This is a genomic window from Curtobacterium sp. PhB146 (assembly GCF_004342995.1).
Classification (GTDB): Bacteria; Actinomycetota; Actinomycetes; order Actinomycetales; family Microbacteriaceae; genus Curtobacterium.
In genome coordinates this window covers 1,069,366-1,088,771 of sequence record NZ_SMBN01000001.1, presented here as the reverse complement: position 1 = coordinate 1,088,771, position 19,406 = coordinate 1,069,366, and the positions used below count along the sequence as shown (strand labels likewise).

The window sequence follows — 19,406 nt, the reverse complement described above, 5'->3', positions numbered from 1 at the left end:
ACGACCGGCACCGAATGACGGACATGAGTGTCGACGTCATCCTCCCGTGCCTCGACGAGGCCGATGCCCTGCCGAAGGTGATCGCTCGCCTGCCGGAGGGCTACCGCGCGATCGTGGTGGACAACGGCTCGACCGACGGTTCCGCCGACGTCGCCCGCGCCCACGGCGCCCTCGTCGTCACGGAACCGGTGAAGGGCTTCGGCTCCGCCTGCGCCGCGGGCGTCGCGGCCGCCACTGCCGACTTCGTCGCCTTCTGCGACGCGGACGCCTCGATGGACCCCGCCGAACTGCCGCCGCTGGTCGACCGCGTCGCGAGCGGCCGCGTCGACCTGGCGCTCGGACGACGTGTCCCGACGAGCAAGGGCGCGTGGGCGCCGCACGCCCGGTTCGCGAACCGCGTCCTCGCCGTCCTCATGCACCGCGCGACCGGCTACCGCCTGCGCGACCTCGGCCCGATGCGCGTCATGCGCCGCGAGGACCTCGTCGCCCTGGACCTGCAGGACCGCCGCAGCGGCTACCCGCTCGAGATGGTCCTGGCCGCGCACGCGGCAGGCTGGCGCGTCGACGAGTCCGACATCGGCTACGCGCAGCGCATCGGCGACAGCAAGGTGACCGGGACGCTCCGCGGCACCATCAACGCGGTCCGCGACATGACCCGCCTGCTGCGCGCGTACCGCCGGGAGGCCCGTGTCCGGGTCGTCGCCCCGGCGTCCGTCCGCCACGTGGCCGGCTCCACCGCCGCGACCGGTTCCGCGGCACGGCCCGACTCCGCACCCGTCACCGCCTCGGTCGAGGGGACGCGCGCATGACCGCCGGCATCACCGTGGCCGTGGTCGCGAAGGAGTGCCTGCCCGGCAAGGTGAAGACCCGCCTGACCCCGGCGCTCTCACCCGAGGGTGCCGCCCGTGTGGCGTCCGCGAGCCTCGCCGACACCCTGTCGACCGTCCGCGCCCTGCCCGCAGAGCGCCGCGTGCTGTTCTTCGACGGCGACGTCGTCCCGGAGTCGGCCGAGGGCTTCGACGTCCTCCACCAGCCCGGCGGCGGGCTCGACGAGCGCCTCGGCTTCCTGTTCGACGCGATCGACGGCCCGTTGCTGCTCGTCGGGATGGACACCCCGCAGGTGTCCACGGACGCGCTCGCCCCGGTGTTCGACCGGCCCGAGCGCGACGCGTGGTTCGGCCCCGCCGAGGACGGCGGCTTCTGGTCGCTGTACGTGCAGGCCCCGACCGGCGACCTGCTCCGCGGCGTCCCGATGTCGCAGGACGACACCGGCGCCGTCCAGCTCGCACGCCTGACCGACGCCGGCCTCGACGTCGGGATCCTCGGCGAACTGCTCGACGTCGACACCATGCCCGACGCCGAACGCGTCGCCGAACTCGCGCCGGACTCCGGCTTCACCCAGGCACTCCGTGCCGAGACCGCGGGGAGTCTCCGATGACCATGCACGCACCCGTCTCCTTCGGCGCCGGCGGCGGCGAGCCGTACGCCCGGGCACTGCGCTCGGACGGACGGCTCCGGCTGACCGACCCGGACCGTCCCGACGTCGTCACGACGATGGACGTCGGCCGGTGGAGCGCCGCGGCCGACCGGGTCGACCGCTCGCTGCTCGACGACGCCGACGGCCCCGTGATCGACATCGGCTGCGGCCCCGGGCGGATGCTCGTCGCCGCGCGCAACCGCGGCATCCCCGCACTCGGCGTGGACGTCTCCGCCGAGGCCGTGGCGATCGCCCAGCGGTCCGGTGGCACCGCGATCCAGGGATCGGTGTTCGACGCGGTCCCCGACGAGGGCCACTGGGACACCGCCCTGGTCATCGACGGCAACATCGGCATCGGTGGCGACCCCGCCGCCCTGCTCGAGCGCTGCGGCGAGATCGTCCGCGCCGGTGGCCGGGTGATCGTCGAGACGAACCCCGACCCGCTGGCCGACCGGGTGTACACCGCCCGCGTGGTGGACGCCGACGGCCACGAGAGCGCCGGGTTCCCCTGGGCCGAGGTCGGACTCGACGCGCTGCACCGGCACGCGGCAGACGCCGGCCTCGTGGCGCGGCAGAGCTGGACGGTCGCGGGCCGGAGCTTCTGCGAGCTCATGGCCTGATCACGCACGTTCGTGCACTTGTTTTGCATCGTGCAAGACAGTCACGTACGGTCGAGCGCATGACGAACAGCACCTTCCCGCTCGGCGGCACCTTCGTGTCCGGACTCCGCGGCCGTGACGAGCGCGGGTCCTTCACGGGCACCCGCTCCACCGACTCGGTCGGCACCTACACGGGTGCGCCGATCAGCGGACGCCTCGGGCGCTTCACCGACGTGCAGCGGTCGCGTCCCGGCACCTGGACCGCCTCCACCCGCACGGCCACCGGCTCGTTCCGCACGGCGACCGGCTCGTTCCGCACCGCCTGAGCCGTGCCGTCGACCCGGTCGGCGGACACGGCTCCGGCCGCGCTCTGCGGCCCGGGCTGTGCGCCGGCCGGACGCGTCCGGGTGCGCGATGCCAGGATGGACCCATGAACGACCGCGCCGGCACCCCCGCGACCGCAGACGACCTCGTCGACATCGACGCGCTCGTCGCCGCCTACTACGACCGTGTGCCCGATGTCTCCGTCGCCGAGCAGCAGGTCGTGTTCGGTACCTCCGGCCACCGCGGCTCCTCGCTCGACTCCGCCTTCAACGACACCCACATCGCCGCGATCACGCAGGCGATCGTCGAGTACCGGCAGTCGCAGGGCACCGACGGCCCGCTCTTCATCGGGCGCGACACCCACGCCCTGTCCGGCCCCGCCGAGCGCACCGCGCTCGAGGTCCTCGCCGCCAACGGCGTGCACGTCCTGGCCGACAGCGACAACGGCTACGTGCCGACCCCCGCGTTGAGCCACGCGATCATCCGCTACAACCGCGCCGGCAACCCCGACACGGCGGACGGCATCGTCATCACGCCGAGCCACAACCCGCCCCGCGACGGCGGCTTCAAGTACAACCCGCCGCACGGCGGCCCCGCCGACAGCGACGCCACGAGCTGGATCGCCAACCGGGCGAACGCGATCATCGAGGGCGGCAACGCCGAGGTGCAGCGCACCGAGCACGCCACCCCCGACCGCTACGACTTCCTGCACACCTACGTCGCCGACCTCGAGAACATCATCGACATCGCCGCGATCAAGCGTGCCGGGGTGAAGATCGGCGCCGACCCGCTCGGTGGTGCATCGCTGCCGTACTGGAACCTCATCCGCGACCACTACGGCCTCGACCTGACCGTCGTGAACCCGGACGTCGACCCGACCTGGTCGTTCATGACGCTCGACTGGGACGGCAAGATCCGGATGGACCCGTCGAGCCCCTCGGCGATGGCCTCGGTCCTGGCGCACAAGGACGAGTTCGACGTCCTCACGGGCAACGACGCCGACTCCGACAGGCACGGCATCGTCACGCCCGACGGCGGCCTGATGAACCCGAACCACTACCTCGCCGTCGCGATCGAGTACCTCTACGCACACCGTCCGGCCTGGCGCGACGACGCCGCCATCGGCAAGACCCTGGTGTCGTCGAGCATCATCGACCGCGTCGCAGAATCGCTCGGGCGCCGTCTCTGGGAGGTCCCGGTCGGCTTCAAGTGGTTCGTGCCCGGCCTGATCGACGGCTCCGTCGCGTTCGGTGGCGAAGAGTCCGCCGGGGCGTCGTTCCTGCGCACCGACGGCACGGCGTGGACCACCGACAAGGACGGCATCATCCTGGCGCTCCTGGCGTCCGAGATCGTCGCCGTCACCGGCAAGACCCCCTCGCAGCTGTACGTCGAGCTGACCGAGCGCTTCGGCGACCCGGTCTACCAGCGCGTCGACGCCGCGGCCTCGAAGGAGCAGAAGGCCCGCCTGTCGAAGCTCGACGGCGACGCCATCACCGCCGAGACCCTGGCGGGCGACCCGATCACCGCGAAGCTGTCGAAGGCCCCCGGCAACGACGCGGCCGTCGGCGGCGTCAAGGTCGTCACCGACAACGCCTGGTTCGCCGCACGGCCGTCCGGCACCGAGGACGTCTACAAGATCTACGCCGAGAGCTTCGTCGGGCAGGAGCACCTGGAGCAGGTGCAGCGCGAGGCCAAGGAGATCGTGGACGCCGCACTCGGCGCCTAGTCGATCACCCGCACGACCCGCACTGGCGGCGGTCGAGGATCAGTCCTCGGCCGCCGCCAGCGCCAGTTCGCAGAACATCGCGTCGGCCCACGAGAACCACGGGCGCGAGAACTGCGTCGGGTCCTCGACGTCGAACGACTCGTGCATGTCGCCGGTCCCGCCGTCGGTCGCCACGAGCACGTCGAGCAGCTCCCGGCGACGCTCCGGCGACCCGGACACGAGCCCCTCCACCGCCAGGGCGATCGGCCACACCCGCTGCGGCAACGTGTGCGGGCTGCCGACGCCGGCCGCCGCGGTGCCGCTGAACCAGTACGGGTTCGCCGGTGACAGCACGAAGTCCCGCGTCGCCGCCCACACCGAGTCGTCGAGCACCGACGGCGCCGACAACGGCAGGGACAGCAGCGACGGGGTGTTCGCGTCGTCCATGAGCAGCACGCCGCCCAGCCCGTCGACCTCGTAGGCGTAGACGTCCTCCCCCGCGGGCCCGGGCACGACGCCGTGCTGCCGGACGCCGTCCAGGATGCTCGCGCGCAGCACGTCGGCGTCGTCCGCCAGGCCCGTGTCGGACCAGACGTCCCGGGCGATCGCGGCGACGGCGAGCAGCGCCTCGGCGGCGAACAGGTTCGCGGGCACGTTGTAGCCGTACGTGCAGGCGTCGTCCGACGGGCGGAACCCGCACCACGTCATGCCCGTCACCGCGACCGGGGTGCCGCGGCCGTCGCGCATCAGGGTCTCGGTCGGGATCACCCCGTCGCGCACGAACCGGTAGGCCGAGGCGTCGTGGTCCTGCTCGGTCCGCCACTGCGCCACGATCGTCCGGAACACCCGATGGGCCCGTTCGTCGAGCACCGCAGTCGACCCGGTCGCCCGCCACAGCGCGTGCGCGAAGGTCACCGGGTAGGCCAGGCTGTCGACCTCGTACTTCTGCTCCCACACCAGCGGGTCGGCGTTCAGGTCGTCGGGGTCGTAGTGCGCGCCGTTCGGCTCGCGGTTGAACGAGTTGGCGTACGGGTCGTGCTCGATCAGCCGGAACTGCCGCCGCACGACCGCCCAGAGCAGGTCCGCGAGCGCCGGGTCGTCCGCCACGAACCGCAGGTACGGCGTCATCTGCGTCGTCGAGTCGCGGAGCCACATCGCCGGGATGTCCCCCGTGATCACGAAGGCGCCGTCGTCGTCGAGCGAGATCGTGTCGCGCAGGGTCCGGACGAGCGCACGCTCGACCCGGTCGCCGACCTCGGTGCCGACCGCGGCCCGGACCCGGTCGGCGGCCGCCACCAGCGTCGGCGTGATCTCCTCGAGCTGCGTCTGCGTCACGACACCCATCGCACTGACTCCTGTCCGTCGGTGACGCGGACGGTCCGCGTCGACCCGGGTGGATCGAGCACGTCGTCCGTCCAGCAGTCGAGTTCGAGCGGCCGTGCACCGAGCCGGAGACCAGCGTCCCACGTGCCGAGCGCATCGAGTCCGAGCGCGTACGCGGTGTCGACGGTCCCACCGGCGGGCACATCGACCGTCACCAGGGCGAGCAGTCGTCGTCGCCGCGGACGGACACCGGGTTCACGCCGCCGCCCCCACAGGGGCACCGAGACCCGACGGGGTGCGTCCGACGTGTTGCGCACCGTCACCGGGACGGTCACCGTGCCCCCGGCCAGGAGGCGCACAGCAGTCACCGCGTCGCTCCCCTCCGCCAGGCGGACGTCCACCCCGCCACCCGGTCCGGGTGCACCGGTCACGGTCGAGCAGCTGGTCACGTCGACGTAGCCGCGCGCCGTCTCGAGGCGTTCGTCGTGCGCCACGGGCAGGACGCCGTCGGCGCCGGGCCACGTCGCGGGGAGTCGCCCCTCGGCCGGGGCGCCGAACAGCACGTCCGCGACGGCTCGACCGCCGGAGGGCCCCGGGAACGGCACGACGAGCACGCTGTCGGCCAGGGCGAGCACCTCGGTCAGGACCCGTGGTCGACCGTCGACGACGACCGCGACGACCGGCAGACCGCTCTCGCGGGCGGCGCGGAGCACGTCGAGCTGCGCGTCGGGCACGGCGATCGAGGCCAGGTCGACCCCCTCGCCGTTCGTGGTGTCCGGTGCCGGACCGCTGACGGCGCCGTTGTCCTCGAAGCCGTCGTCGTACGCGCGACGACTCGAGCCGCCGAGCACCACCACCGCCACGTCGGCGCCGAGGAGCGCCGTGCGGACCGCGAGGAGCCCGTCGGGGCCCGGCAGGGGCTGTCGGAGCCCGCCGCCCCGGGCGGTGCGGATCCGGGCGGGGCCGAGCCGGGCCTCCAGGGCGGAGCGGACGGTGGACGCACCGGGGTCGTCGGGCGGCCGCGGAGGTGAGTAGTCGCCGAGCAGGGCGTCGACGTCGTCGGCGTTCGGGCCGACCACGGCGACGACGGCGTCGGGTGCGATCGCGGGCAGCGCTCCGCCCAGGGCGACCACGGCGCGGTGAGCGGCACGTTCGGCGAGCGCGATGGTCGCGCGTTCCAGTGGCTCGGCGTTCTCGGCCGGGCCGGGTGCTGGTGCAGATGCAGCTGCAGGTGTCGCTGGTGGTGCTGTCGGTGTCGCGAGCAGGCCGACGCGGCGCTTCAGGGCGAGCACGCGGTCCACCGCCTGGTCGAGGTCGTCGGTGCTGATCAGGCCCCGGTCCAGTGCCTCGTCGAGGTGCGTGTAGGACTCGTCCCACAGGCTCAGGTCGACCCCGGCACGGAGCGCGAGCGCAGCCGCCGAGGCCGGATCGGGGGTGACGTCGCGCAGCCGGTCGATGGCGGTGCCGTCGGCCATCACGAGCCCGTCCCAGCCCCAGGTGTCGCGGATCGTGGTGGTGAGCAGGTCGCGGTTGCCGCAGCACGGCACCCCGTCGACGTCGTTGTACGCCGCCATGAACCCGGCGACGTGTTCGCGTGCCGCGGCGAGCGCCGGCGGCAGGTGCACCTCGGCGAGCTCGCGGCGGCCGATCGGAGCACCGGAGCCGTTCCGCCCGCCGATGCCGGCGCCCTGCCCGGCCAGGTGCTTCGCGACGACCGCGACGTGTCGGTCGTCGATCGTGCCCGGACCGCCGCCCTGCATGCCCCGGACGGTGGCGGCGACCATGATCGCGGCGAGCGCGGCGTCCTCGGACCAGCACTCCTCGCTCCGACCCCACCGGGGATCGCGCAGGACGTCGAGCCCGGAGACGAGGGCGACGTGGGTACCGCGGGCGCGGACCTCGGCGGCGACCGCGGCCGCGAGGTCCTCGACGAGCTGCTCGTCCATCGCGGCGCCGAGCGCGAGGTTCACCGGCACCGTCGTGCCACCGAGGGCCTGCAGCCCGTGCGGGACCTCTTCCACGAAGAGCGTCGGGACGCCGCCGTCGCTGTGGGCGACGACGTGGTCCTGCACGGCGGCGTAGGCCTCGGCGGAGCGTTCGGGTGGGATGCCGTTGCCCCAGTGCACGCCGGACCAGGGGTCGGCGCGGAGCACGCCGTAGACCGCGCCGATCCCGCCCCACCGGTCGACCTCGGCGCGCAGGACGTCGGTGATCCGCGGGCGGCCGTCGACCCAGCGGACGGCCTCCCAGCCCTTCAGTCGCTGGTTGAGCTGGCCGATGCGGGCGCGGACGTCGAGGCTCCTCGCGGTCGGGTGGCCGGTCGGCGGCTCGGTCGGGTGCGCGGTCTGGTGCTCGGTCATCCCTTGATCGCTCCGGAGACCAGGGCGCGCTGCATCTGGCGCTGCAGGATCGAGTAGACGAGGTACACCGGCAGCAGCGTGAACAGCGTGCCGGCCATGAGCATCCCGTAGTCGGTGCCGGCATCGACCTTCAGCGTCGGGAGCGCCACCTGGATCGTCCGCTGCGCGGTGTCCGGCCCGATGAGCACCAGGGCGTAGAGGTACTCGTTCCAGAACGACAGGAAGTTCAGCAGCAGCACCGTGGCGATGCCCGGGATGCAGATCGGCAGGTACACCTGGCGCATCACCTGCCACGCCGAGGCGCCGTCCATCGACGCGGCCTCCTCCAGCTCGCGCGGGATCGTCCGCATGAACTGGGTCAGGATCACGACGGCCAGGGGCATCGCGGTCGCGGGCAACAGGAGCACGAGGAACGTCCGGGTGTGGAACAGCCCCATCCCGGCGGCGAGCAGGAACGTCGGGAACAGCGCCGCGAACGACGGGATGAGGAACCCGAGCGAGAACAGTCCCTCGACGATGCGTCCGGCGCGGCCGGTGGCCCGGGCGAGGGCGAACGACGCCGGCAGCGCGAGGACGAGGGTCAGCACCAGGGCCGCCACCGTCGTGATCGCCGAGTTCGCGATGGCCGGTCCGAGCGAGGCCTGGCGGATCGCCTCGGTGAAGTTCGTCAGGTCCCACGACGCGGGCAGCGCCAACGGGGACTCGAAGATGCCGTCGTTGTCCTTGAACGACGACACCACGAAGTAGTAGAAGGGCAGGATCAGCAGGGCGGCGTAGATCCACGCCACGGTGCCGCTCGTGATGGAGCCGATCCGGTCACGCAGCCGGATGCCGGCGGTGGGTTTCGCCATGGTGGTCTCCCGGGGTCTGTCGGTCAGGGGCGGTCAGTGGGTCTTGCGCAGGACCCGGCGGATGACGAACATCCCGGCGAGTCCGAGCACGAACAGGACGACGCCGACGGCCTGGCTGTAGCCGAGGTCGGTGTCGACGAACGCCTTCTGGTACACGAGGTACGACAACGTCGTGGTCGCGGTGCCCGGGCCGCCCTGGGTCAGCAGGAGCACGTTCTGCGCCGAGCTGAAGAGCATCGACAGGAACTGCAGCATCGCCACCACCCCGATGAAGTCGCGGGCGATCGGCCAGTACACACCCCACGCCAGCCGCCACGATCCGGCGCCGTCCATGCGGGCGGCCTGCACGACCTCGGTGTCGACGCCGTCGAGCCGGCTCGCGATGAGCACCGCCGAGTACCCGATGCCTGCCCACAGGTCGACGACGATGAGCGCGCCGAGGGCGGTCGCGGGGTCGGCCAGCCAGGCCTTGCCGCCGATGCCGAGCGTCGCGAGCACCCCGTTGACCAGGCCGTCGGGGTTGAGCATCGCGTAGAACATCATCGCCGTGGCCGGTGCCGAGATGAGCGCCGGGATGAAGAGCAGGTAGCGGAGCACCTTGTGCCCGCGCGGCTTCTGCACGACGTGGAAGGCGAGCAGGAACGCCAGCACGATCATGATCGGCAGCCCCACCACGATCTGCACCGTGCTGTTCCGGACCGCGGCCCAGAACGTCTCGTCGGAGAACAGCACCCGGAAGTTGTCGAGCCCCGCGAACGTCGGTGAGACGAGCATGCCGGGCCAGCTCAGGAAGGCGATCACGATCATCGCGACGACCGGCCCGATCATGAACAGGCCGTACCAGACCAGCGCCGGGATCGCGAAGGTCGGGAAGCTGCCGCGGGTGCTGCCGACGGCGCGGGATCCGCGGCGGACAGGTCCGGGCGGGGTCGACGCCGACCGGACGGGTGGTTCCTCGACGAGCACTGCCATGGGGAGCTCCTTCTCGCAGGGTCGGGTGGGTCAGGCGGCCGTGTAGGCGCGCTCGAAGAGGTCGATGATGCGGTCGGCCGAGGTGCCCGAGCCGTACGCCAGGCTGGTCGCACGGATCATCGGCTCGTACGCCGAGTCGGGCACGAGCAGGTCGGGCAGCATCACCGGGGTGACCTGGTCGTCGGTGAGCTTCGACGCCTGGGCGACGAGCGGGAAGTCGCGGCTGACGGTGTCGGTGATCCGGCTCATGTCGCGGCCGGAGTCGAGGACGAACTCGGTCGTCACCGCCGACGAGTACAGGTACTGCACGAACGGCTTGATGAGGTCGAGCTTCGCCCGCCCGTTCTCGCTGATCCAGATGCCGTGCCCGTTGTAGCTCTTGATGACGCTCGGGTGCGCGATGGCCGCGTGCTGCGAGGGGACCGGCCAGCCGCCCACGGTGACCTCCTTCGCGCGTTCCTTCGACACCAGCGCCAGGGCGGAGGACATCGCGGGGACGATCGCGGCCTTGCGCGTGGTGAACTGCGTCAGTTCGGAGTCCGAGGTGAACCCCTGCACCGAGTCCACGAAGACCCCGGCGTCGCGGAGCTCGACGAAGTGCTCGACGCCGCGGACCGCACCGGCGCTCTCCGAGATCCTGCCCGTGGAGAAGACCTTCGCCGCTTCGTCCTGGGACACGAACCCCTGGATCACCTGCATGAGGAGCTTCTGCCCGCTCCAGTCCGACCCGCCGACGGTGACCGGCCCGATGCCGGCGGAGCGCAGGCGGTCGGCTGCGGCGATGAGCGCGTCCGAGGTCGTCGGGATCTCGCTGACACCGGCCTGTTCGAGCAGCGCCGTGTTGAACGACACCGGCCAGTTCGTCCGGGTGAACGGGAACGCCCGGAGCCGGCCCTGGTCGTCGGTCCACTCCTCGAGCGCCTCCGGGATGATCTTGTCGCGCAGGTCCCACTCGTCGAGGTACCGGGAGACGTCGATCGTGGCGTCCTCACCCGTCCAGGACAACGTCCGCCCGACCATGTTCACGATGGCGACGTCGGCTTCCTTGCCGGCGAGGGAACTCGTCTCGAAGACGATCGGCAGGTCGGACCCGTTCGACAGCAGGGCGACCTTGCGGTCCGTGCGGCGGCGGTAGGCGGCGACGACGTCCGTGAACGTCTGCGCGCCCGCGACCGCGCCGCTGAGCTGGGTGTGCACGCTCAGCGTGCCGGGGCCGCTCGAGGCCGGGGTGAGGGCGCTGCACCCGGCCAGGATCGGCGCGAGGATGCCGGCGCCGAGCCCGGCCCCGATGAGGGTGCGCCTACTGATGCCGTCCGTCACGGTGCCTCCCTGGCAGTGGATGGTGGAGCGATCGCGATGCATTTGGTACAGCGGTGTACTTCAGGTGACGAGCAACGTATACCGCTTTACACGACGTGGTCAAGCCTCTACGCTCGACGGCATGAGCGACACCACCGCCGGAGCCGTCGACCGACGCCGCGTGACCATCGCGCAGGTCGCCAAGCGCGCCGGCGTCTCGACCTCGGCGGTCTCGCACGTGTTCAACGGGCGGCCGAACGTGTCCGCCGCCACCGCGGCCCGCATCCGCAAGGCCGCCGACGACCTGAACTGGCGGCCGAACCTGGCGAGCCGCAAGCTCTCCGGCAACGCGGGGCACAGCCTGGGACTGGTCCTCGCCCGCTCACGCGACACCTTCCAGCGCGACCCGTTCACGATGCGGCTGATCGCCGGGCTGACCGAACCCCTCGCCGCGATCGGGTGGTCGCTGTCCGTCACCCTCGTGCAGGCCGACGACGAAGCCGCCGTCTACCGGCAGTGGTGGACCGAGCAGCGGGTCGACGGCTTCCTGCTCGTCGACGTCCGTACCGACGATCCCCGCATCCCGATGCTGCAGCACCTGGCGGCCCCGGCCGTCATGCTCGGCGCACCGATCGCCGGCAGCACCGTCCCGGCGGTCACGGTGGGCGACGCCGACGCGACCGAGTCCCTGCTCGACCACCTCGGTTCGCTCGGCCACCGCCGGATCGCCCGCGTCGGGGACGGCCCGGCACTCGCGCACACCGGCGCCCGCGACGCCCGCTTCACCGCCGCAGCCGCGCGCCGGGGCGTGGACGCGCTCGTGCTCGGGTGGCGAGCCGACGCCGAGGACCCGGTGGCCGACCTGCTCGCCCGACTGGACCGCGCCACCGCGATCGTCCTGGACGGCGAGGCGATCGCGGCCGAGGTGATCGCGCACGCCCCCGAGCTCGGCGTCCGCGTGCCCGAGGACCTGTCCGTCGTCGCGTGGGAGGACTCGTGGGTCTCGTCGATCGTGCGTCCGTCGCTGACCGCCCTGGACGCCCCCGTCGAGGAGTCCGCCCGCACCGCCGTCGCCCTGGTCGAACGACTCGTCCGCGGCGACGAGGTCACCGATGCCGAGGTCGGCGGGCGCGCCCTGCACGTCCGCGGCTCGACCGGCCCCGCCCCAGCCGCCGCCACCGTTCCCTGACCGAAGGAGACCGATGACCACCGCCACGCGCTTCGGCGTGAACTACGTGCCCTCGACCGACTGGATGTTCCAGTGGCAGTCGGTGGAGGAATCCGCGATCCGCCGCGACCTCGAGGCGATCGCCGCCCTCGGCCTCGACCACGTCCGGCTGTTCCCGCTGTGGCCGACCCTGCAGCCGAACCGCACGCTCATCCGGCGACGGGCCCTCGACGACGTGGCCCTGGTGGTCGACATCGCCGCCGAGTTCGGGCTGGACGCCAGCGTCGACGTCGTCCAGGGGCACATGTCCGGCTTCGACTTCGTCCCCGCGTGGCTCGTGAACTGGCACGACGGCAACATGTTCACGGACCAGCCGGCGATCGACGCGCAGGCCGCCCTGGTCGCCGCCGTGTACGACGCGGTGCGCGACCGCCCGAACTTCACCGGGTTGACCCTGGGCAACGAGCTCAACCAGTTCCAGCCACCGAACCCCGCCGCGATGCCCGCCGACACCGCGCAGGTGACGCACTGGCTCGAGTCCCTGCTCGGCGCACCCCGCGACAAGGACCCGCGGCACGTCGTCACGCACTCCGAGAACGACCACCTCTGGTACCGCGACGGCCACCCGTTCGTGCCGGCGCACGCCAGCCGGCTCGGCGACGTCACGACCGTGCACTCCTGGATCTTCAACGGAGTGGCCGGTCGGTACGGCGCACTCTCCGACGAGTCCGTCCGGCACGCCGAGTGGATGATCGAGCTCGCTCGCGCCTTCGCCACCGACCTCGAGCGGCCCGTCTGGCTGCAGGAGGTCGGGGCGCCCGACCGGCACCTCGCCGAGTCCGAGATGCCCGAGTTCCTCGAACGCACGGTCGCCGCAGCCCTCACGACCGAACGCCTCCACGCGGTCACGTGGTGGTGCTCCCACGACGTCTCCCGCGACCTGGGGGACTTCAAGGACCTGGAGTACTCGCTCGGCCTGCTCGACGTCGACAACCGCGTGAAGCCGCTCGGCCGCCGCTACGCCGAGGTCGTCGCCGACGCACGGCGCTCCGCCCCGATCCCGACCCCGCGGACGAGTGCCGTGGTGGTCGACGTCGACGAGGCCGACCTGCCGATCCGTCGGGCGGACCTGGCACCGGGCGGCACCGTCTTCGAGCGCTGGCACCGCCTGCGCGCCGCCGGCGAGGCCGTGACCGTCGTGACGAGCCGGACCGCAGCCGACCCCGCGGCGCTGGCGGCACGCGGTGTGACCCGGGTCGTGGAGACCGCAGCGGTCTGACGGGGCCGAGCCGGGCCTCCTGGCCGTGGACCGAGATCGTCACCGAGCCCGCGATCCGGGCGTACCGTGACTGCCGATCCACACAGGAAGCCGCTCCTGAGCAACCGAGCACTTGCGGCAGATGTAACTTTGCAGGCAGCGCAAAAATCGTTTCGCCAGCGCATCGGTACCGGGAGACCCTGCTCATGACCCAGACGGCGACCGCACCCGCGGCCCCCACCACGGCGTCCAACGTCGTGATGAACCACCGACAGATCCTGTTGGTGATCTACGGCCTGATGGCCGGGATGTTCCTCGGAGCCCTCGACCAGACGATCGTCGGCACCGCGATCCGCACCATCGGTGACGACCTGCACGGCCTCGACCAGCAGGCCTGGGTCACCACCGGGTACCTGATCGCCTCGACCGTGACGACGCCGATCTACGGCAAGCTCTCCGACATCTTCGGTCGGCGGCCGCTGTTCATCACGGCGATCGGCATCTTCATCGTCGGGTCGTTCCTCGCGTCGTTCTCGACCTCGATGCTCATGCTCGCCGGGTTCCGTGCGCTGCAGGGTCTCGGTGCCGGTGGCCTGATGTCCCTGCCGCTGGCGATCATGGGCGACATGCTCGCTCCCCGCGAGCGGGCGAAGTACCAGGGCTACTTCCTGGCGGTCTTCGGCATCTCGTCCGTGATCGGTCCGCTCGTCGGTGGCGTCTTCGCCGGCGCGAGCGAGCTGCTGTTCATCTCCGGCTGGCGCTGGGTGTTCCTGATCAACGTGCCGATCGGCGTCATCGCGCTGTTCATGGTGCTGACGTTCCTGCACCTGCCGAAGTTCGGCGACCGCGGCAAGCCCCGGATCGACTGGTGGGGTGCGACGCTCGTCATCGTCACCCTCGTGCCGTTGCTGCTGATCGCCGAGCAGGGTCGCGAGTGGGGCTGGAGCTCCCCCGGCGCCTTCGCCTGCTACGGCATCGGTGCAGCCGGCCTGATCGCGTTCATCATCGTCGAACGGGCGATGGGCAGCGACGCGATCCTGCCGATGAAGCTGTTCGGCTCGCGGGTGTTCTCGATGTCCGCGATCCTGTCCGTGCTCGTCGGCTTCGGCATGTTCGGCGCGATGCTGACCATCCCGCTGTACCTGCAGATCGTGAAGGGCGTCACCCCGACCGAGTCCGGGTTCGCGATGCTCCCGATGGTGCTCGGTCTGATGATCTCGTCGATCGCCTCGGGCCAGATCATCTCGCGGACCGGGAACTACCAGGTCTTCCCGATCACGGGCACGGCGTTCACGGCCATCGGCTTCACGGTCCTGACGTTCCTGACCGCCGACCGCCCCCTCTGGTTCCTGATGCTCGGCATGTTCGGCATCGGGCTCGGGCTCGGGCAGCTCATGCAGACGCTGACCCTCGCGGCGCAGAACTCGGTGTCCCCGCGTGACATCGGCGTCGCCACCAGCGCCGCGACGTTCTTCCGGCAGATCGGCGGCACCATGGGCACCGCCGTGCTGCTGTCCGTCCTGTTCACCCTGATGCCGACGAACATCACCGCGGCGATGCAGAACGAGACCGACCTGAAGAGCGCCCTCAACGCCGCGCTCACCCCCTCGGTCGCGAACGCGTCCGAGAACAAGGGCGTGATGGACCAGATCTGGACGAAGATCGTCGATCCCGTGCAGAAGAACGTGCAGGACGGCCTGAACGACGGCGCCGTGCAGGCGAAGGAAGCCGCCGACGCCGCCGTCACGAAGCAGGTCACCGCCGCCGTGCAGCAGCAGGTCGCGGCCGGCAAGCTCCCCGCCGCCGCAGCCGACACCGTCATCGCCCAGCAGGTCGACGACGCCAAGCCGGCCGCGGAGCAGCAGGCCCTCGAGACGGCTGCAGCCAAGGCGAACGCGACCGTCGTCGACGGCACGCTGCAGGTCGACTACTCGGACAAGGCGCAACGTGAGAACGTCGTCGACGAGGTCGCCCCGACGCTCATCAAGCAGCTGAAGAGCGGCGACTCGAGTGCGAGCTCGTCCGGTTCCGCGGCGACGAGCGACACCTCGTTCCTGAACGGCGCGGACAAGCGACTCACCCGTCCGTTCCTGGTCGGTTTCAGCGACTCGGCCGTTCGCGTGTACTACGTCGGCCTCGCGGTGATCCTGCTCGCGTTCGTGCTGACCTGGTTCTTCCGGGTGCCGCCGCTGCGCAAGACCTCGGCGCTGCAGGAGCAGGCGGACGCCGCACGGACCGCTGACGCTGCGGCTGCGGCTGCCGGTGCCGGTGCCGGTTCGGCTGCCGGCGACGGATCGGGTTCAGCCGCGGTCGCGTCGTCGGACTCGGTGCCGACCTCGCCCGACGTGCCCGCCCAGCCCCGGTCAGCACGCGCTGCGGGATCGTCAGACGTGTCGGTGCTGCCGAACGACGTCGCCACGGACGGCACCCGCGCGCCGCTGCCCGACGCCACGACGCACGGCGCCCACTCGGCGGCCGCGCCGGTGGACGAGCCCCCGACGACGACCGGTGCGATCCGGACCAGGGCTGCCCATGCGGCAGTGGACCCGGACGCTGACGCGGAGCACCCGCACGGGCGGCACTCGGCGGAGTAGTGCGCGGGCGGGCTGGTCTGCCCGCACGCCTGCCAGCGCTCGTGATGCGCCCGTTCCGACGTTCCACGCGTCGAACGACTCGTGGAACGTCGTGAACGGAGCGGACGCTAGGAGCGCTCTCGCTCGCGCATCTCGACGTAGTCACCGGCAGCGCACGCCGAGGTACCGCTGACCGTGTCACCCCCGCCGAGGTCGGAGGACTGGAAACCGATGTTCGCCACGCCGTCCCCCTTGCCGTCGACACCGCTGTAGGACCCGTCGGCATCGGAGAACCGCTTCGTGTCGAGTCCGCGCTCGCCCCACAGCTTCTCGACCGTTCGGATCCCCTGCTCGACGTCGCCGCGATCGGCACGGGACTTGATGTACGTGTAGTTCACGCCCTCGCCGACGCCGCGCTCGTCCTCGCACGTGCCGAGCCGCGGCCCTTCCTCGACCTGCCACGTCCCGCCGAGCGCGTCGGTCGTGTCGTCGACGAGCTGCTGGATGCTGCGTTTCGCATCCGCCGGCTCCTGGGTCGGTTGGTTCTGCATCTGTCCTCCAGAACAGCCGGCGGTTGCGCCGACGATCGCGATCGTGGTCACGGTGACTGCGATCCACTGCTTCAGAGCGGTCATCGGTGTCGGTTCTCCGTCCGGTCGTCGGGTGTCCAGCATGTCACTCTGCCGGTGTCACTCGGTCGCCGTGCCCGGTCGTCGTCTTCGCCACGTTCCGCAGCGACTCGGTTCCCGGGTCGAGGTAGCCGTTGCCGCTCTCCGTGTGCACGCCGTGGTCCTTCACCGGCTCGAAGCCGTCGGTGCCGTCCGCGCCGAAGGTCTCCGCGCCGAAGCTGGAATTCGTCGGGTCCAGTCGGTAGGGCATGCTGAACCCTCTGCCGATGTACGCGTACTGGTCGCCCAGCCCGGGGATGCCGACCATCGTGTCCTGGGCCTGCCCTGCGTAGACGTGGTCGGCATGGATGTCCTCCGCCGTCGGGATGGTCTGCGGGATGCCGGCGGAAGCGATCGACGTGAACGAGTCGACGTGGACGCCAGGTGCCGTGAGCCCGATCGATGCCGTCGTGGTGCCGTACGAGTGCGCCAGGACGTTGGTCCAGGGCATGTCGCCCGCACGAGCGGCGTCGAGCCCACGGATCGATGCCGCGAGCTTCGCCCCGCCGCTCTCGGCCGCGTCCTCGTTGAAGACGCCGAGGTCGGGCGGTGCTGGCGGTGCGTCGTAGCCCATCCAGGCGATCACCGCACGGTTTCCCGGGCCGTCCACCTTGAACTGCTCGTCCGCGACGTTCTGCGCGGCCTGGACCCACCCCGTCATCGTCTTGGTACTGGATGCCATGCCGGGAACGGCCCAGGTGACGTTGGTCGCGGTGTCCAGGTCGCCGATCGAGACGGCGGCCAGGGGCGGGACGTCTCCCGTCAAGGAGATGAGGAACCGGTTCTCCCCCAAGCTGGCCCGGATGCTCTTCAGCGCTTCGCGCTCGTCGGGATCGAGGTTCTTCCGTGCGAGTCGGTCGTCGAGGACCTCGTGGTTCGCGGTGTCCCGCGCCCAGTACGGGATCCCCTCGAGGTTCCCGAGCATGGCGAGCACCTCGAGCGGCAACGCCTGGAGGTCCGCCTCGTCCCCCTTCGTCAGGCCGAGACCCGCCCAGGTCGCCGCGACCTCGACCGGCGTGGCCCCTGGTGTGAGCAGGGTCCGGAACGACGGGGGGGATCGTCGCGGCCGCAGCGAAGTCGAGGACGGTGTTCGAGAGACCGTTGCTCCCGCCGGCGCGTTCGAACGCGGACGCGATCCGTTCGATCCAATCGGCATCGGAAGCGTTCTCCTGCAGGTACCGGTCGAACCCCGTGAGGAGCGTCGAACTGGACACCTCCGCCCAGGAACAGTTGGCCGTGAAGCCGGACCACGCCGTCCGCAGCTGCTCCGCACGCTCCGAGAACCCGCGATCCGAGGCGCGCGCCGACGCCACGAAGGTCCGGAGCCGCTCCGGGTCCGCCGAACTCCGGCCCATGCTCGACCCGCCGGCGGTTCGCGGGCGGTCCGACGCGGAGAACGACGCCGAGATCGGTGTGGGCCGGATCGGGACGTCCGAGGGCTTCGGGTCGAACATCGGTGTCGGTTCGACCTCGAAGATCCCCAGCGGTTCGTCGTCGGCCTGCTGTCGCGCGGTCTCGCGCCCCTGCCAGGCGTCGACGTTCGCCAGCCGTTCGCGCTCTCGCTGGGCCTCACCGATGACGACCTGCACCGCGTCGGCGAGTCGACCGAGCGCCCCGGCGAGGCGGACACGGTCACCGGCTTCGGCCACCGCGGCGTCGGCGAAGCGGTCCGCGTAGGCGCCGGAGAAGTCGGCTGCGGCGTCCTCGGCGGCTGATCGACGGGCGGACGCTGCGAACAGCAACGTGATGTCCGCTGCCGTCGCCGCCTTGATCAGGCTCTTCGCCGCGCCTTCGTCGAACGGTATGGTCCCCAACATCGCCCCCGTGATGCTCGCGTCCGTCCATCCACGGCCGAGACTCCCCACCATACCCATCGACGACGAGAGGCGGACGTTCCGGTCCCGGAACCCGCCGTCGGCCTCAGACTGCCGCTGCCTCGAACGACGCCCCCGGCAAGCGCTTCCGCATCACGTCGATCGCCGCCGGGTTGTCGTCCACCAGCACGTACCGCCGCCCGAGCGCCGACGCCACCGCGCCGGTCGTCCCGCTGCCGGCGAAGAAGTCGAGCACCCAGTCCCCCTCGCGCGACGACGCCTGCACGATCCGCCGCAGCACCCCCTCGGGCTTCTGCGTCGGGTAGCCGGTCTTCTCCTTGCCGGTCGGCGACACGATCGTGTGCCACCAGACGTCGGTGGGGAGCTTGCCGCGCTCCCGCTTCTCGGGCGTGACGAGCCCGGGTGCCATGTAGGGCTCGCGGTCGACCGCCGACGAGTCGAACCAGTACTGCGACGGGTCCTTCACGTAGACCAGGATCGTGTCGTGCTTGGTCGGCCACCGCGACTTGGACTTGGCGCCGTAGTCGTAGGCCCAGACGATCTCGTTGAGGAATGACTCGCGGCCGAACAGCGCGTCGAGCAGGACCTTCGCGTAGTGCGACTCGCGGTAGTCGAGGTGCAGGTACAGGGTGCCGTCGGTGGTGAGGAGTCGCCAGGCCTCGATCAGCCGGGGTTCGAGGAACGTCCAGTAGTCCTCGAACCGGTCGTCGAACCGCATCAGGTCGCCGCGGACCCGCTCGTAGGTCCGTCCGTGGAACCCCATCACCGGCCCGTCGGCGCTGGGTACCGCGGACGAAGCATGCCGACGCTGGTACCGCCCCGTGTTGAACGGCGGGTCGAGGTACACGAGGGTGAACGTGCCGTCGGCGAGCGCCGGGGTCACGTCGAGGGCGTCGCCGAGGACGACGCGGTCCGGGCCTCGGTCGTCTCCCGTGTGCACGGGACCATTCTGGCGCAGCCAGCGGCGACTCGGCCTCGCGGCGTAGCCTCACCG

General features: G+C 71.4%; 16 protein-coding genes. 8 read left to right on the top strand and 8 right to left on the bottom strand.

The window, feature by feature from the left end; all coding sequences use genetic code 11:
- Positions 1-23 precede the first annotated feature (23 nt).
- From EDF33_RS05345 to pgm, 5 genes are all read left to right on the top strand, one after another.
- Positions 24-809 (top strand): glycosyltransferase family 2 protein, encoded by a 786-nt coding sequence (locus tag EDF33_RS05345; protein ID WP_323742915.1) that lies wholly within the window; start codon positions 24-26, stop codon positions 807-809.
- Positions 806-1,438, top strand: coding sequence for a DUF2064 domain-containing protein (locus EDF33_RS05340; protein WP_131846973.1), 633 nt, complete (start codon positions 806-808; stop codon positions 1,436-1,438). Before EDF33_RS05345 ends, EDF33_RS05340 begins: the two co-directional genes overlap by 4 nt.
- Positions 1,435-2,097 (top strand): methyltransferase domain-containing protein, encoded by a 663-nt coding sequence (locus tag EDF33_RS05335; protein WP_123293702.1) that lies wholly within the window; start codon positions 1,435-1,437, stop codon positions 2,095-2,097. Before EDF33_RS05340 ends, EDF33_RS05335 begins: the two co-directional genes overlap by 4 nt.
- Before the next feature lie 59 nt (positions 2,098-2,156).
- Positions 2,157-2,402, top strand: a complete 246-nt coding sequence (locus EDF33_RS05330; protein ID WP_131846972.1) for a hypothetical protein — start codon at positions 2,157-2,159, stop codon at positions 2,400-2,402.
- Between the two features lie 104 nt (positions 2,403-2,506).
- A complete protein-coding gene (gene pgm, locus EDF33_RS05325) occupies positions 2,507-4,126 on the top strand; it encodes a phosphoglucomutase (alpha-D-glucose-1,6-bisphosphate-dependent) (protein WP_123293700.1) in 1,620 nt (539 codons plus the stop codon).
- Positions 4,127-4,165: 39 nt separating this feature from the next.
- Here pgm and EDF33_RS05320 read toward each other — a convergent pair whose 3' ends face one another.
- The 5 genes from EDF33_RS05320 to EDF33_RS05300 are packed head-to-tail and all read right to left on the bottom strand — an operon-like array spanning position 4,166 to position 10,931.
- Positions 4,166-5,440: a glycoside hydrolase family 125 protein gene (locus EDF33_RS05320; protein WP_243692362.1), complete on the bottom strand. Its 1,275-nt coding sequence runs from the start codon at positions 5,438-5,440 to the stop codon at positions 4,166-4,168.
- Positions 5,437-7,788: a glycoside hydrolase family 3 N-terminal domain-containing protein gene (locus EDF33_RS05315; protein ID WP_132099463.1), complete on the bottom strand. Its 2,352-nt coding sequence runs from the start codon at positions 7,786-7,788 to the stop codon at positions 5,437-5,439. Before EDF33_RS05315 ends, EDF33_RS05320 begins: the two co-directional genes overlap by 4 nt.
- Positions 7,785-8,639, bottom strand: coding sequence for a carbohydrate ABC transporter permease (locus EDF33_RS05310; RefSeq protein ID WP_123937566.1), 855 nt, complete (start codon positions 8,637-8,639; stop codon positions 7,785-7,787). Before EDF33_RS05310 ends, EDF33_RS05315 begins: the two co-directional genes overlap by 4 nt.
- Before the next feature lie 33 nt (positions 8,640-8,672).
- Positions 8,673-9,611, bottom strand: a complete 939-nt coding sequence (locus tag EDF33_RS05305; RefSeq protein ID WP_123937565.1) for a sugar ABC transporter permease — start codon at positions 9,609-9,611, stop codon at positions 8,673-8,675.
- Between the two features lie 30 nt (positions 9,612-9,641).
- Positions 9,642-10,931: an ABC transporter substrate-binding protein gene (locus EDF33_RS05300; RefSeq protein WP_123937564.1), complete on the bottom strand. Its 1,290-nt coding sequence runs from the start codon at positions 10,929-10,931 to the stop codon at positions 9,642-9,644.
- 121 nt (positions 10,932-11,052) lie between these two features.
- On the opposite strand from EDF33_RS05300, the gene EDF33_RS05295 reads away from it, so the two are divergent.
- The 3 genes from EDF33_RS05295 to EDF33_RS05285 all read left to right on the top strand — a co-directional run bounded on the left by EDF33_RS05295 (position 11,053) and on the right by EDF33_RS05285 (position 15,930).
- On the top strand, positions 11,053-12,099 hold the full coding sequence (locus EDF33_RS05295) for a LacI family DNA-binding transcriptional regulator (protein ID WP_111085521.1): 1,047 nt from the start codon (positions 11,053-11,055) through the stop codon (positions 12,097-12,099).
- A 13-nt stretch (positions 12,100-12,112) separates the two neighbouring features.
- Positions 12,113-13,357 carry a glycosyl hydrolase gene (locus tag EDF33_RS05290; RefSeq protein WP_132099462.1) on the top strand — a complete coding sequence of 415 codons (1,245 nt, stop codon included), beginning with the start codon at positions 12,113-12,115 and terminating at the stop codon, positions 13,355-13,357.
- A gap of 146 nt (positions 13,358-13,503) precedes the next feature.
- Complete coding sequence (locus EDF33_RS05285) at positions 13,504-15,930, top strand: MDR family MFS transporter (protein WP_279388049.1); 2,427 nt, start codon at positions 13,504-13,506, stop codon at positions 15,928-15,930.
- A 107-nt stretch (positions 15,931-16,037) separates the two neighbouring features.
- On the opposite strand, the gene EDF33_RS05280 is transcribed toward EDF33_RS05285, so the two are convergent.
- From EDF33_RS05280 to EDF33_RS05270, 3 genes are all read right to left on the bottom strand, one after another.
- Entirely contained in the window at positions 16,038-16,544 is a 507-nt protein-coding gene (locus EDF33_RS05280; RefSeq protein ID WP_132099460.1) for a hypothetical protein, read from the bottom strand.
- 40 nt (positions 16,545-16,584) lie between these two features.
- Entirely contained in the window at positions 16,585-17,502 is a 918-nt protein-coding gene (locus tag EDF33_RS05275) for an alpha/beta hydrolase (protein WP_132099459.1), read from the bottom strand.
- A 995-nt stretch (positions 17,503-18,497) separates the two neighbouring features.
- Positions 18,498-19,352, bottom strand: a complete 855-nt coding sequence (locus EDF33_RS05270) for a site-specific DNA-methyltransferase (RefSeq protein WP_207906629.1) — start codon at positions 19,350-19,352, stop codon at positions 18,498-18,500.
- Positions 19,353-19,406: the final 54 nt, after the last annotated feature.